The organism is Streptomyces sp. NPDC014734, from assembly GCF_043083325.1.
Lineage (GTDB): Bacteria > Actinomycetota > Actinomycetes > Streptomycetales > Streptomycetaceae > Streptomyces.
Genome location: NZ_JBIBYN010000005.1, coordinates 68986 through 83619, shown reverse-complemented (window position 1 = coordinate 83619; position 14634 = coordinate 68986). Strand labels below are relative to the sequence as shown.

Genomic DNA, 14634 nt, shown 5'->3' with positions numbered 1-14634 from the left:
ACCCCTCATGTTCGACTCCGTACGCGACGACGTGCGCACCACCCTCGACGAGATCCGGGCCGCCGGACTCCACAAGCCCGAACGCGTCATCGGCACCCCGCAGTCCGCCTCGGTGGCCGTCACCGCGGGCGGGCGTCCCGGCGAGGTGCTCAACTTCTGCGCCAACAACTACCTCGGCCTCGCCGACCACCCCGAGGTGATCGCAGCCGCCCACGAGGCGCTGGACCGCTGGGGCTACGGCATGGCCTCGGTCCGCTTCATCTGCGGCACCCAGGAGGTCCACAAGGAACTGGAGCAGCGCCTCTCCGCGTTCCTCGGCCAGGAGGACACGATCCTCTACTCCTCCTGCTTCGACGCCAACGGCGGCGTCTTCGAGACCCTGCTCGGCCCGGAGGACGCGGTCATCTCCGACGCCCTCAACCACGCCTCCATCATCGACGGCATCCGCCTCTCCAAGGCCAAGCGGTTCCGCTACGCCAACCGCGACATGGACGACCTGGAGAAGCAGCTCAAGGAGGCGTCCGGCGCCCGCCGCCGCCTCGTCGTCACCGACGGCGTCTTCTCCATGGACGGCTACGTCGCGCCGCTGCGCGAGATCTGCGACCTGGCCGAGCGCTACGACGCCATGGTCATGGTCGACGACTCGCACGCCGTCGGCTTCGTCGGCCCCGGCGGACGCGGCACCCCCGAGCTGCACGGCGTGATGGACCGGGTCGACATCATCACCGGCACCCTCGGCAAGGCGCTCGGCGGCGCGTCCGGCGGCTACGTCGCGGCCCGCGCCGAGATCGTCGCCCTGCTGCGCCAGCGCTCCCGCCCGTACCTCTTCTCCAACTCCCTCGCCCCGGTCATCGCGGCGGCCTCGCTGAAGGTCATCGACCTGCTGGAGAGCGCCGGGGACCTGCGCGAACGGCTGAACGCCAACACCGAGCTGTTCCGCACCCGGATGACCGCGGAGGGCTTCGACGTCCTGCCCGGCGACCACGCCATCGCCCCCGTCATGATCGGGGACGCGGCGAAGGCGGGCCGGATGGCGGAACTGCTGCTGGAGCGCGGGGTGTACGTGATCGGGTTCTCGTACCCGGTCGTCCCGCAGGGCGCGGCCCGCATCCGTGTCCAGCTCTCCGCCGCCCACTCCACCGAGGACGTGAACCGGGCCGTTGACGCGTTCGTCGACGCGCGGGCCGCGCTGGGCGAGTAGCCCGGGGATCCCGCCGCCCGGTTCGGTCTCCTTCCTCCCGGGGTGGGCGTCTTCCTCCCGGGACGGGCCCCTTCCGCCCGGGTCGGGGCTTCTGCCGAGACCTGGGACAATGGGCGCATGATCGATGCACGGCGGCTGCGCACCCTCCGTGCGGTGGCCGATCACCGCACGGTGACCGCAGCCGCCGCCGCGCTCTACCTCACCCCTTCCGCGGTCTCCCAGCAACTTGCCGCGCTGGAGCAGGAGACCGGCCACCGGCTCGTCGAGCGCAACGCGCGCGGCGCGCGTCTCACGGCCGCCGGGGAGATCCTGCTGACCCACACCAACGCGGTGCTGGCCCAGCTGGAACGGGCAGAGGCGGAGCTGGCCGCCTACGGCGCGGGCGACGCCGGGACGGTCACCGTCGCCGCGTTCGCCACCGGCATCGGCCTGGTCCTCGCCCCCGCGATCGCCGAGCTGGCCCGTACCGCGCCCGGCATCCGGGTCCGTGTCCAGGACGCCGAGGGCGACGCCAGCGTGCCGATGGTGCTGGACCGGCAGGTGGATGTGGCGGTCGCGGTCGAGTACCGGGGCGCGCCGGGCGAGGACGACCGGCGGCTGACCCGGGTCCCGCTCTACTCGGAGCCGTTCGACGCGGTGCTCCCGGTGGGGCACCGGCTGGCCGGGCAGGACCAGGTGGCGATCGCCGACCTGGAGAGGGACCGGTGGGCCGGCCCGTACCCCGGCAACCCCTGCCACGACGTGGTGGTCCTGTCCTGCGAGTTCGCCGGCTTCCAGCCGAGGATGGAGCACTCGTCGGACGACTTCCGCGCGGTCGTCTCGCTGGCCGGGGCGGGGGCCGGGGTGGCGCTGGTGCCGCGGTCGGCACTGCGCGGCATGGAGCTGACCGGGGTCGTGGTGCGGCCGGTGCGGGGCAGCGCGCCGACCCGCCGGGTCTTCGCCGCGGTGCGGCACGGGGCCGAGGGGCACCCGCTGATCGCACCGGTGCTCGACGCGCTGGCCGCGGCGGCGCGGCGCGCGGCGGCCCTTTCGCTGTCGGCTTCGCCGTGACGCGTGCCGGGCCCCGCCGCGACGGCTTCGGCCCGCTCACGCGCGGCGAACGGGGACACCGGTCCGGGCGCCGAGCCGTCGGACGCCGAGGTGCGGGCGCCGAGGGCGTGTTGCGAAAGTAGCGTCGTCTGCCCGGAGACGGGACCTTCGCACCACGCTTTGGTCCTCGCGCCCGCACCCGCCCGTACCCGCCCGCATTCGGACGCCCGGCCCCGAACGCGCACCGCCCGGGGCCGGGCATCATCCGTCGCGCGGCGAACCGGCGCGCCGGCTCAGCCGGTCCCGCCGCCCAGGACGCGGCGTCCCCCCGACACACCCGGACGGATCGTGCCCAGCCCGGCCGCCACCACGACGGCCAGCGCCAGCACCCCGTACCGTGCCGGGGACAGATACGGCGCCGCACCGGTCGTCGACAGCGCGAACGCCGTCAGCGGCACCGCCGCGACCAGGGTGCCGATCACCAGACCGGCCACCGCCACCAGCCCCGTCTCCAGGACCAGCATCCGCCGCACCTGGCGGCGGCCCGCGCCGACCAGCCGCAGCAGACGGAACTCCGGGGCGCGGCCCACCGAGATCAGGGACAGCGTGCTGACCACCGCGAGCAGCGCGAAGCCGCCGATCACCCCGACCCCGATGACCATCAGGGCGTCGTCCTGGTCCGACGTCGCCGGGGCGATCCGTACGTCGTCCGGCGTCGCGGCACGGACCCGCACCCCCGTGTACGGGGCGAGCGCGTGCCGGACCGCGTCGGCCGAGGCGGGCGAGCCGTCCGTGCGCACCAGGACACCCTGGTCGCGAGGCGCCGTCGTGTGCGCGGCCAGCGTCTCGCGCGGCAGCATGAACTCGCCGAGCCCCAGGGACCGTTCGTAGACGGCGACCACGCGGAGCGTGACCCCCGCGCCGTCGCCGAGGCGGAGGTCCACCGTGTCTCCGGTGCCCACGTCGAGGCCGGCCGCCCGGTCCTCGCCGACCGCGACGGTGTCCGGGCCGGTGAGATCCGCGAGATCACCTGCCGTGACGCGCGGATCGAGCGTGCCGGGCAGCTGATCCGCGGTCACCCCCAGCACGGGGAACCGGTCCAGCCGCGGTGCGCCCAGCTCACGATGGGCCAGCACGACGGCGGAGCGCAGCACCCCCGTCGCCGCCACCCCGGGAATCTCCCGCACCGCGCGGGCGGCACCGGCCGGCAGACCCGCGGCCGGGCCCGTCACCACCAGGTCCGCCCGCAGGGCGGCCGCGGCCTGCCGGTCGGCGGCCCGTTCCAGCGTCGAGCCCGCCGACAACTGCACGCAGACGAACGTGACGAGCAGCACGATCGGGGTGATCGCCACCCCCAGCCGCCGGTGGTGCGCGGCGGCGGACCGGGCGGCAAGGAATCCGGAGACCCCGCCCACCCACCGCACCGGCGCTCCCAGCACCCGCAACGCCACCTGGGCGATCCGCGGACCGAGCAGCGCCACCGCGATGATCAGCGAGGTCGCCGCACCCGACGCGGCCACCGCGGCGGCCTGCCCGCCCTGCGCGGTCGCCGCACCGGCCGAGCCGACCCCGGCGACGGCCAGCACCACACCGGTGATCGTGCGCACCCGGCCCGGCTCGCTCGACTCGGGCGCACCCGCGGCGCCCAGGGCCGCCGCGGGCCGCAGCCCGGTCACGGACCGGGCCGCGAGCAGCGACACCGGACGGGCCAGGAGCGTGACGAGCGCCGCGGCCACGACGCCCGCCGAGAGCGGCAGCCACACCGGCACGGGCAGCGGCAGCGGGTCCGTGGTCAGCAGCGACCGCAGGTACAGCCCCAGCGGCACAGTCCCGATCGCACCCAGCACCGCCGCCGCGCCGGCCACCCGGCTCACCTCGCGTCCGACGGCCGACCTGAGCTGGCGCGGCGTCGCCCCGACCGCCCGCAGCAGCGCCAGTTCGCCGGAGCGCTGGTGGACCGCCTGGGAGATCGTGGTGGCGATCACCAGCAGCGCCACCATCAGGACCGTTCCGGCGACGGACGCGAGCATCGGGAGCAGTTCGCCCCGGGCGCCGAGCGCGTCGACGTGTTCGGCCCGTCCGCGCTCCGCCCCGGTGAGGACCTCGATCGCGCGGTCGCCGCGGGCCCGGTCGGGCAGCACGGCCTCCAGCGACGCCCGCAGGGACCCGGCCGTCACGCCCCGCTCGGCGACGACGCCGATGGCGTCGACCGTGCCGGGGTGCCCGGCCAGGGCCGTCAGCCGCCGCTCGGTGAAGAAGACGGCAGGCCCGCCGCCCCGGTGGGCGGACGCGGCGACGCCGCTGACGGTGTGGGGCCGGGGGACCCCGTCGGTCTGCACGGTGACCCGGCTGCCGGGGCGGAGTCCGGCCGCGGCGGCGAGGGCGTCGTCGACGACCACCTCGTCCGCGGCGCCCGGCGCGTGACCGCCGGTCAGCCGGTACGGGGTGAGCACCGCGGACTCCCAGGACCGGCCGACGGCCCCCACCGCGCCCCGCCCGCTCCCGGCTTCGGGGGCGCTGTGCACGGTCACCGGGACCGAGTCGTCCGCGACGGCCTTCGCGACCCCGGCGGCGCCCGCCACCCGGGCCACCGCCGTACGGTCCAGCCTGACGCGTTCCGGCAGGTAGGTCTCGGCGGTCTCCGGCTCGCTGCCCCACGGTTTCGCCGTGTAGACGACCCGCTGGTCGCCCATCACCACCGCGTCCGCCCCGGCGTACCGCTCCACCGGCGGCGCGGCCAGCAGCAGCGAACCGAGGACGAGGACGAACGAGCCGATCAGCGTCACGGCGGCCGCCGTCGCCACGAACACCGCGGCCCAGGCCCGCCGATGGGCCCTCAGCGACCGCCGGGCGAGGAACGCCGACGCCCGCCGCACCCCGGAACGCACGTCCGCGCCCGGCCCCCGGGGGCCGACGCCCGCCTTTTTGCCCGTTCCGGCATGGGTGTACGTACTCATCGCAGCCGGCCGCCGTCCATCGTCAGTACGGTGTCCGCCCAGCTCGCCGCCGCCGGGTCGTGGGTGACCATGACGACCGTGCGGCCGTCGATCCGGACCGCGTCCCGCAGCAGCCCGAGCACCAGTGCGGCCGACTCAGGGTCCAGGGACGCCGTCGGCTCGTCCGCGAAGATCACATCGGGGTCGGTCACCAGCGCCCGCGCCACCGCGACCCGCTGCTGCTGACCGCCCGACAGCGTTGTCGGCCCCTGCCCGCCGCGGCCCGCCAGACCGACCCGGGCCAGCAGGTCCCGGCCGCGGCCCAGCACCCGCTCGTCCGCCGGATCCGCGCCCGCCAGCACCAGCGGCAGCACCACGTTCTCCTCGATGCTCAGCGACGTCACCAGATTCAGGGCGTGCGACTGGAAGACGAACCCGATCCGGTCCCGGCGCAGCCGGGTCAGCGCCGCCTCCGACAGCGTGCCGAGATCGGTTCCCCCGACCCGCACCGTCCCCGCCGTCGGACGGTCCAGGCCCGCCGCGCACTGGAGGAAGGTGCTCTTCCCCGACCCCGACGGACCCACCACCGCGGTGAAACTCCCGGCCGGGACCGAGCAGCTCACCCCGTCGAGCGCGAGCGTCTCCCGGCCGCCGCGCCGCCCGTGGCGCCGGCTCACCGACTCCAGACTCAGCGCGGCCGTCCGCACCCCTGCCACCGTGTCCACCGTCGACCCCACCGTTCCCTCTCCGAATTCCCTGCTGACCTGCGTAAACGCTAGAGGGAGGGGGATGGGCGCACGAGGGGGCGCATACCCGGACCAGGGGTTCAGCCCACTACACCCCCCTGCCGGGGGAGAACACTACTCCGGGCGTGGGCGCCGCCCCGTACCGTGGTGCGCCATGAGCACCGAAGACCACCCGCTGACAACCGCCGTACGGCGGTCGTGGGACGCCTCGCACCACCTGTTCATCGGGGTGCTGACCGCGCTGGTCTGTTACGTCAGCACGTTCCTGGTGGTGGCCGTGCTGCTGTTCGCGGCCGCACTCATCGGGCTGCCCGCGCTGCCCGAGGCGGTGAAGCCGCTGCGCAAGCTCGTGGAATTCGAACGCCGCAGAGCGGCCGGGTGGCTGGGCGTTCCGTACGCGCCCGCGCCCTGGCCCGCGACGGAAGGCGGCGACCTCTCCGAACGGGTCCGGCGCGTCCTCACCGACCGGACGGTCTGGCACGGGGCGCGCTGGATGCCGGTCCACGCGCTCGCGGGCAACGCCCTCGCCTACCTCGCGATGGTGCTGTGGCCGGTCGGGCTCCTCGTCGACGGGGTGGTGCTGCCGGTCCAGCACCTGATGGACCGCAGGAGGGCCGACGAGTACGGCACGCCGCCGCCGGAGCGACAGGGGTGGGCGCTGCGCTGGCACGGTGTCCTTGCCGATCTGTCGGCGAGCTGGAACACGTTCCTGCTCGCTCCCTCCCCGTCCGCCGCCCTCACCGACCGGATCGACCAGCTGACCGAGAGCCGGGCCGGGGCGGTGGAGGCGCACGGCGCCGAACTGCGCCGCATCGAACGGGACCTGCACGACGGCGCCCAGGCCCGGATCGTCGCCCTGTCGATGCGCATCGGCCTGGCCAAACAGCTCCTGGACCGGGATCCGGCCGCCGCGCGCCTGCGCCTCGACGAGGCCCAGGACGGTGTGGACGCGGCCCTCGCGGAACTGCGGCACGTGGTGCGCGGCATCCATCCGCCGGTGCTGACGGACCGCGGGCTCGCGGGCGCGGTACGGGCGCTGGCCGCCGACGCCGCCGTGCCCGTCACCGCGGACGTGGACGCGGTGGACGACGGGCGGCGGCTCCCGGCCGCGATCGAGGCGGCGGCCTACTTCGTCGTGGCCGAGGCCCTCACCAACATCGGCAAGCACAGCGGCGCGACGTCCGCGACGGTGCGGATCGACCGGCCCCCCGGCACCCTGCGCGTCGCCATCGGGGACGATGGTCACGGCGGCGCGGACGAACGCGCCGGCAGCGGGCTGGTCGGCATGAGGCGGAGGATCGCCGCCCTCGACGGCACCACTCGCATCAGCAGCCCCACCGGGGGGCCGACGGACATCGAAGTGGAGCTGCCGTGCGGATCGTGATCGCCGAGGACAACGCGCTGTTGCGGGAGGGGCTGATCCTGCTGCTCACCAGCTCCGGCCACGAGGTCGTGGCGGACGCGGCGACCGGGCCCGAGGTGCTGCCGGCCCTGCTGGAGCACCGTCCGGACGCGGCAGTGCTCGACGTGCGCCTCCCGCCCACCTTCCGCGACGAGGGGCTGCGTGCCGCGATCGCCGCCCGCGCCGAACTGCCCGACCTGCCGATCCTGGTCCTGTCGCAGTACGTCGAGGAGACGTACGCCGCCGAGCTGCTCGCCCGGGGAGCCCGGGGCATCGGCTATCTGCTGAAGGACCGGGTCGGCCGGGTCGACCAGTTCCTCCAGGCGCTCGACCGGATCGCGACCGGCGGCACGGCCCTCGACCCCGAGGTCGTGACGCAGTTGCTGACCCGCAAGTCGTCGGCCGAGCCGCTGCGGAGCCTCACCCCGCGCGAGCGCCAGGTCCTGGAGCTGATGGCCCAGGGCAAGGCCAACGGCACCATCGCGGCCGAGCTCGTGGTGACCGAACGGGCGGTGAGCAAGCACATCGGGTCGATCTTCCTCAAGCTCGGCCTGGAGGCGGACGACGGCACGGTGCACCGCAGGGTGCTCGCGGTACTGGCCTATCTGGAGGGCAGGGGCACCCGCTGACGCCCCGGCGGTCCGCCCGGGCCGGTGCGGGCGTGCCCGTCCCCGCCCCACTACCGGCCGACGGCCCCCGCCCGCTGTGCACGGGCCGCGCGCGCGGTGGGCACCACGACGGGGGCGCCGTCCCCCGGCGCCTCCAGCACGTCCGCCTCGATGCCGTACAACTCCCGGACCAGGGCGGCGTCCACTACCTCGCGAGCGGGCCCCCGGGCGACGATCCGGCCGCCGTTCATGGCGACGAGGACGTCGGCGTAGCGGGCGGCGCCCGCCAGGTCGTGCAGCACCATCACGACGGTGCGGCCCGCCGCGGCCACCTCCCTCACCAGTTCGAGGACTTCGACCGCGTGGCCCAGGTCGAGCGCGCTCGTCGGTTCGTCGAGCAGCACGATCGGCGTCCGCTGGGCGAGCACCATCGCCAGCCAGCAGCGCTGGCGCTGGCCGCCGGAGAGCTGGTCGACGCGACGGCCGGCGAGTTCGGCGGTGCCGGTCGCCGACAGGGCCTCGCGCACGGCCTGTTCGTCCTCGCGGGACCACTGCCGGAACAGGCCCTGGTGGGGGTGGCGACCGTACCGCACCAGACCGGCGACGGTCACCGCCTCGGGGGCCTGGGGGGACTGCGGCAGCAGGGCGATGCGGTGCGCGGCGGCGCGCTGGCTCAGCCGCCAGACATCGGCGCCGCCCGCCCGGACGGTGCCCGTGTCCGGGCGGTGGAGCCGGGCGATCGACCGCAGCAGGGTGGACTTGCCGCAGCCGTTGGGGCCGACGATCGCCACGACCTTCCCGGCGGGCACGGACAGGTCGACCCCGTTCACGGCGGTGTGGCCGGGGTATCCGGCGGTGAGCGCCTCGACCGTCAGATCCGTGCCGGACACGGCGCGGCCCGCGGGGCCCGCGGGCCCCGCAGGGCCCGTGCCGGACGGGGCTCCGGACGTGGTGGCATCTGTCATGCCGGTCATGCCTTTCCTTGGGAGTGGGCGGGCCGGAAGAGGACCCAGAGGAGGAACGGGCCGCCGAGCACGCTGGTGATCACACCGACGGGGATCTCGACGGGGGCGACGACGCGGCCCAGCGCGTCGGCGGCGGCGATCAACGCGGCCCCGGCCAGGGCCGATCCGACGACGGGCACCCGGGTGTGCCCGCAGAGCCGCCCGGCGACCACCGGCGCGGCGAGGGCGACGAAGGCGATCGGGCCGCCGACCCCCACCGCCACCCCGGCGAGCAGCACCGCGAGGGCCAGACACAGGGCCCGCACGCGGCGGACGTCGACGCCGAGCGTCGCGGCCGTGTCGTCGTCGAACCGCAGGAGCTGGAGGCGGGTCCCGGCCAGTACCGCGAGCGGCACCAGGACGACCAGGCAGAGCGCCAGCGGGGTGCCGACCGTCCAGTCGCGGCCACTGAGACTGCCAACGGTCCACAGGAACACCCCGCCCGCCGTGTTGTCGTTCTGACGTGACATCACCAGATCGGTGACGGCGCCGATCACGGTGGAGACACCGATGCCGACGACCAGGACGCGGTAGCCGCGGCTGCCGGCACCGCCCGCGCAGAGCACCACCAGCGAGGCGGCCGCGGCGGCGCCCAGCGGGCCGAGCCACCAGCCGCCGATCATGCCGGTGGACGAGCCGACCACGGAGGCCACCACCGCCGCCGCCGCACCCTCGTTGACGCCGATGACATCGGGGGTGGCGAGCCGGTTCCCCGCCAGGGTCTGGGTGAGGCACCCGGAGACGCCGAGGGCCGCACCGACCAGGAGTCCCACGGCGATGCGCGGCAGCCGGAAGTCCCGCACCAGGGTCACCATCATCGGATCGCCGGTGCCGAGCAGCCCGGAGACGGTCTCCCCGAGCCCCGCTCCGGAGGAGCCGACCAGGGTGGCGATCGTCACCAGCACCACGATCACGGCGCAGAGCCCGGCCGCCACGAGCGCGCTGCGGCGCGGGAAGAGCCAGGACAGGGCGCCGGCCCTGATCACGACGCTGTCGACGGGGGTGACATCGCACGGGGCGGTGGCGGGCGGCGCGGCGCCGCGCCGCGCGGTGCCGGTCACGCGGAGGCTCCCGCCGTGGAGAACCGTCCGGCGCGGGCGATCCAGATCAGCAGCGGGCCGCCGACCAGTGCGAGCAGGACACTCACGGGCGACTCCCAGGGCCGGATGACGATCCGGGCGAGGATGTCCGCGACGATCATCACGTCCGCGGCGATCAGCGCGGAGAGGACCAACTGCCCCGTCATCCGGGGGCCGGTGACGATCCGTGCGGCGTACGGGGCGAGCAGCCCGAGGAAGGCGACGGGCCCGGCGAGCGCTACCGCCGAACCGGCGAGCAGGGTCACGGCCACCGCCACGACCAGGCGGACGCGACCCGGGTGGTGGCCCAGCGAGCGGGCGCTGTCGTCGCCCAGCGCCAGGGCGCCCAGCGGACGGGAGCAGCCGAGGGCGACCACCAGGCCGACGAGGACGAGCGGGATGAGCGGACAGGTGTCCGAGGTCTTGATGCCGGCGAGCGAACCGATGGTCCAGTAGCGGTAGGTGTCGAAGGTCGACTGGGTGCCGAGCAGCACGTACGACGTGAGGCCGTGGAAGGTCGCGCCCAGCGCGGACCCGGCGAGCACCAGCCGCAGCGGCGATCCGGCGGTCCTTCCCGACGCGGCGAGCAGCAGCACGACCAGGCTGGCGGCCATGCCGCCGACGAGCGCGCAGAGCAGCACGGCGTACGAGGACTCCACCCCGGCGTAGGTGAGGCCGACGACCACACCGAGGGCCGCGCCCGAGTTGACTCCGAGGAGCCCCGTTTCCGCCAGCGGATTGCGGGTGGCGGCCTGGAGCAGGCAGCCCGCGGCGCCCAGTGCGACGCCGACGAGCACCGCGGCGATGGTGCGCGGCACCCGCACCTCCATCACGGCGAGCCGGAGTTGGGCGTCGGCGCGCGCGCCGGGTTCTCCGAGGAGGAAGTCCCAGGCGCGTGCGGTGGGGCTCGATCCGGTGCCGATGAGCAGGGAGAGGAGGACGAGGACCAGCAGCGCCGCGAGGAGTGCGGCGGCCGTCCACCAGGTGGGCGGATGGTGCCTGGCCGATCCGGTGGCCGGTGGCCCGGAACCGGTGGCCCGGCTCTTCCCCTCTTGCACAATGAGCATAAGGTAAGCCTATCCTAACCAACGTGCGGCCTTCCGGGCCGGACCGCCGTCAGCCACGGGGGGACGAGGCTGCTCACGGCGCGCCCGGAACCGCCGTACGCGTCAAGCACATCGGTCCGCACCACGTCTCGCCGCGGACGCCGGACCAAGAAGCACCGGAGAGCACAGACATGTTCCTGAACCACATCCCGCGCGCCCGGCTGATCGCGGCTTCCGCCGCGGCCCTCGCCTCGGCGCTCGCGCTCACCGCCTGCGGTTCGGGCTCGTCCTCCGGCGGCACGGACGGCCCGTCGTCGGCGGGCGGGACGAAGAAGACCACGGTCACCGACGCCACCGGGGCGAAGGTCGAGGTGCCCGCGGCGCCGAAGCGGGTCGTCGCGCTGAGCGAGATGGACCTCGACTCGGCGCTCGCGCTGGGCGTGAAGCCCGTCGGTCTCGGCGCCGGCCGCGGCCAGAAGGGCGCCCCCGGCTACCTCGCCGAACAGGCGGCCGGCATTCCCGTGGTGGGCGCGGTCACCGGACCGGACATCGAGAAGGTGCTGCGGGCCGAGCCCGATGTGATCCTCGCCGGACAGGTCGCCGACCAGCAGGTGCTCAAGCAGCTCAAGGGGATCGCCCCCACCGTCGTGACCATCGACCGGACGAAGGACTGGAAGAAGTCGCTCGACCTCACCGGCCGGGTACTCGGCAAGCAGAACGAGGCCAAGGCCTTCGTCGAGGGCTACGAGACCGAGGTCGCGGAGGTGAAGAAGGGCCTCGGGGGCAACGCGGGCGCCACCGTGTCCGTCGCCCGCTACTCCGCCAAGGGCACCGCCGTGATGCAGCAGGGCGTCTTCATCAGCGACGTGCTGCGGGACCTCGGCCTCAAGCGGCCCGGCATCCAGAACGACGCCGGCGCCGGGCACTCCACCCCGATCAGCGACGAGGACATCAAGCAGGTCGACGGCGACTGGCTGTTCATCGGCACGCTCGGCGGGCAGGACGCCGGACTGCTCAAGGAACTGCAGAAGAAGCCCGCGTACCGACAGCTCGACGCGGTCGCGGGCGGCCACGTCCTCGACATCGACGGAACCAAGTGGACCAGCCTCGGCGGCGCCCTCGCCGCCGTCTCCGTCCTGGACGACATCCAGAGGGCCATGACCACGTGACCGGCGCGGCCGGAGCCGGCCGCACCGGCCTGCCCGGTGGGGCGCCGCGGTGGCGCCCCACCGGGTGCCCCCGGGCGGTTTCGCGCGAGTGACGGCGCGGGGCCCGGGAACCCCGACGGTCGCGGAGGGCGGACCTCCGTTCGCACGGGGCGCAGGACACGGGGCGCGGCCCCCACGCACGACGTCGCGGAGCCCCGCTCCCGGCGCACCGCACCGGCACCACCGAAAGGCTTCCGCCGTGGCACTTCCCGCCATCGCCGCCTACGCCATGCCCGCCGCCGACGAACTGCCCGCCAACCGCGTCGCCTGGACCCCGGACCCGCGGCGGGCCCTGCTGCTCGTGCACGATCTGCAGAACCACTTCCTCGGCGCGTTCACACCGGACGCCTCACCGCTCGTCGAACTCCTCGCCAACACGGGAAGACTGACGGGCCGTGCGCGGAAGCTGGGCATCCCCGTGGTCTACTCCGTCCAGCCCGGCGGCCGTTCACCGGCGCAACGCGGACTGCAACAGGACTTCTGGGGCCCCGGCCTGCCCGGCGACCCGTACGCCCGCGCGATCCCCGCGGCGGTGACGCCGCAGGTCGGCGACACCGTGCTGACCAAACGGAAGTACAGCGCCTTCGCCCGGACACGACTGCTCGGCCGGATGCGGGAACTCGGCCGCGATCAACTGGTCGTCGCCGGTGTGTACGCGCACATCGGTGTGATGGTGACGGCCTGTGACGCCTGGACGCACGACGTCCAGACCTTCCTCGTCGCCGACGCCGTCGCCGACTTCTCGCGCGAGGACCACGACATCGCGTTGCGCTGGGCGGCCGGACAGTGCGCCGCCGTCACCACCACCGACGCGCTGCTGGGGGCGAACTGACCGGCGCCGCCGGACGTCCGGACCCGTCCTCCCGGAATCCGGCCCGTTCGTGGCGTACCGGGCGTCCGGGCGGACGGCGGGACGGACGCGCGGCGCGGGCTGACGGACAGGCCCGGCCCACGGCCGCGCGGCGTCACGCGGGCCGTCGCGCGTCGGGCCGCGCCAGCAGTCCGGTCAGCCCGTCCGCGAGTTCGGTGCGCCAGCACAGGTAGTCGTGACCGCCGTTGAACTCGCGGTACACCGCGTCGTCGTACCCCCGGACGGCCAGGGTGTCGCGCAGTCGCCGGTTGGCGGGCAGGGCCACCCACTCCTGCTCTCCCGCCGAGAACCAGAACCGCACCGGCAGCCGCTCCGACCGGGCGATCACCCCGGTCAGCCACTCGGCGGCCGTGTCGTTCGGCCACCAGAACGAGCCGGACTGGGCGAGCACCGCCCCGAACCGTTCCGGTGCGGCGACGGCGGCGTACGCGGCGGTCAGGCCGCCGAGGCTCTGCCCCGCGACGACCGTCCGCGCCGGATCGGCGGTCAACGGCAGGCGCCCGGCCGCCCAGGGGAGCAGTTCGTCACGGAGGAAGCCGACGAAGCGCTCCGCGCAGGCGAGTTCCTCCCACCGGGTCGACGCGTCGACGGAATCGGGCAGCAGCGCGACGAGCGGCGGGAGGCGGCCGTCGGCGATGAGGTTGTCCAACAGCGTGGCGACGCCGAGACCGGGCTGCCACATCTCGCCGTCGAGCAGCACCAGGACGGGGAGCCCGGCCGAGCGATTCCCCCGCCCGCCGTGTTCCGGCGGCTCGTACAGCCAGACCCGACGTCCGGCGCCGAGCAGGCGGCTCGGGACGTCGTGCACGCTCACCGTGCCACGCCCGACCCCCGCCCGCTCCCCCCAGTCGTCGCCGCGCGGCGCGTCCGGGAGCTCCAGGTACGACACCGGCTCGCCGCCCCAACGGCTGGCCAGCGTCCGTGGGTTGAGCGGGTCGTCGCGCCGGCGGGCGCACGGCCGCGCACCGCCGGCCGCCGCGTCGCCCGGGTGCGCATCGGGCGGGGCGTCGCCCTCGTCGACGCCCAGCGCGTACGTCGCCCGCCAGTCCCGGCGCATCCGCACCGACCAGTGCCACACCCGGGTGCCCGGCACCCGGTCCATCAGATTCCCGGCGGGATCGTCCGGGTCGCCGACCTTGTTCGGCATCACCCGGACGGCACGGGTCGAATCCGTGCCCCGCCACAGGAAGGTGACGACGGCGTGGTCCTCGCGGCCCGCCGGGTCGGGTTCGGCGAGCGGGGTGCCCTCCCGGCGGACCGCCCGCCAGAAGTCCTCCTCGGACACCCCGCGGCCCAGCTCCGCGACCCGGGCACTGGTGGCCCTGGGCACGGGCTCGGGGCGTGGGGCGCGGGGCGGGCGACGGGGCGTGCCGGTGGGCGGCGCGGGCACGGCCATGGGCGGCCTCCAGGAGAAGCGCGGACGACGGGAAGGGAAGGTAAGGCTCACCTTACCTTCCGGGGTGCGGGTGTTCGGTCCGCGCGCCATCCGCCCGCGGCCGCGCGG

General features: G+C 75.1%; 12 protein-coding genes. 6 read left to right on the top strand and 6 right to left on the bottom strand.

What is annotated here, in order from left to right; genetic code table 11:
• Positions 1–7 precede the first annotated feature (7 nt).
• Positions 8–1201 (top strand): glycine C-acetyltransferase, encoded by a 1194-nt coding sequence (locus tag ACF1CT_RS11050; RefSeq protein WP_391783516.1) that lies wholly within the window; start codon positions 8–10, stop codon positions 1199–1201.
• A 117-nt stretch (positions 1202–1318) separates the two neighbouring features.
• Entirely contained in the window at positions 1319–2251 is a 933-nt protein-coding gene (locus tag ACF1CT_RS11045; RefSeq protein ID WP_391783515.1) for a LysR family transcriptional regulator, read from the top strand.
• A 272-nt stretch (positions 2252–2523) separates the two neighbouring features.
• On the opposite strand, the gene ACF1CT_RS11040 is transcribed toward ACF1CT_RS11045, so the two are convergent.
• Positions 2524–5187, bottom strand: coding sequence for an ABC transporter permease (locus ACF1CT_RS11040; RefSeq protein WP_391783514.1), 2664 nt, complete (start codon positions 5185–5187; stop codon positions 2524–2526).
• Positions 5184–5903 carry an ABC transporter ATP-binding protein gene (locus tag ACF1CT_RS11035; RefSeq protein WP_391783513.1) on the bottom strand — a complete coding sequence of 240 codons (720 nt, stop codon included), beginning with the start codon at positions 5901–5903 and terminating at the stop codon, positions 5184–5186. Before ACF1CT_RS11035 ends, ACF1CT_RS11040 begins: the two co-directional genes overlap by 4 nt.
• Before the next feature lie 163 nt (positions 5904–6066).
• On the opposite strand from ACF1CT_RS11035, the gene ACF1CT_RS11030 reads away from it, so the two are divergent.
• Complete coding sequence (locus tag ACF1CT_RS11030) at positions 6067–7296, top strand: sensor histidine kinase (RefSeq protein ID WP_391783512.1); 1230 nt, start codon at positions 6067–6069, stop codon at positions 7294–7296.
• Entirely contained in the window at positions 7284–7943 is a 660-nt protein-coding gene (locus tag ACF1CT_RS11025) for a LuxR C-terminal-related transcriptional regulator (protein ID WP_391783511.1), read from the top strand. Before ACF1CT_RS11030 ends, ACF1CT_RS11025 begins: the two co-directional genes overlap by 13 nt.
• 50 nt (positions 7944–7993) lie before the next feature.
• On the opposite strand, the gene ACF1CT_RS11020 is transcribed toward ACF1CT_RS11025, so the two are convergent.
• Genes ACF1CT_RS11020 through ACF1CT_RS11010 form a run of 3 tightly spaced genes read right to left on the bottom strand, consistent with a single transcriptional unit; the run spans position 7994 to position 11072 of the window.
• The gene (locus ACF1CT_RS11020; protein ID WP_391783510.1) at positions 7994–8896 is read right to left on the bottom strand and encodes an ABC transporter ATP-binding protein; all 903 of its coding nucleotides are present in this window, start codon (positions 8894–8896) and stop codon (positions 7994–7996) included.
• On the bottom strand, positions 8893–9987 hold the full coding sequence (locus ACF1CT_RS11015) for a FecCD family ABC transporter permease (protein WP_391783509.1): 1095 nt from the start codon (positions 9985–9987) through the stop codon (positions 8893–8895). The genes ACF1CT_RS11020 and ACF1CT_RS11015 overlap by 4 nt, the downstream gene beginning before the upstream one ends.
• On the bottom strand, positions 9984–11072 hold the full coding sequence (locus ACF1CT_RS11010) for a FecCD family ABC transporter permease (protein ID WP_391783508.1): 1089 nt from the start codon (positions 11070–11072) through the stop codon (positions 9984–9986). Before ACF1CT_RS11010 ends, ACF1CT_RS11015 begins: the two co-directional genes overlap by 4 nt.
• 170 nt (positions 11073–11242) lie before the next feature.
• Here ACF1CT_RS11010 and ACF1CT_RS11005 point away from each other — a divergent pair, with 170 nt between their 5' ends.
• Together ACF1CT_RS11005 and ACF1CT_RS11000 are read left to right on the top strand one after the other, a co-directional pair.
• Complete coding sequence (locus ACF1CT_RS11005) at positions 11243–12220, top strand: ABC transporter substrate-binding protein (protein ID WP_391783507.1); 978 nt, start codon at positions 11243–11245, stop codon at positions 12218–12220.
• 238 nt (positions 12221–12458) lie between these two features.
• Positions 12459–13091 (top strand): isochorismatase family protein, encoded by a 633-nt coding sequence (locus ACF1CT_RS11000; protein WP_391783506.1) that lies wholly within the window; start codon positions 12459–12461, stop codon positions 13089–13091.
• Positions 13092–13224: 133 nt separating this feature from the next.
• Here the strand turns inward: ACF1CT_RS11000 and fes are convergent, their stop codons facing one another.
• Positions 13225–14526, bottom strand: coding sequence for an enterochelin esterase (gene fes, locus ACF1CT_RS10995; RefSeq protein ID WP_391783505.1), 1302 nt, complete (start codon positions 14524–14526; stop codon positions 13225–13227).
• Positions 14527–14634: the final 108 nt, after the last annotated feature.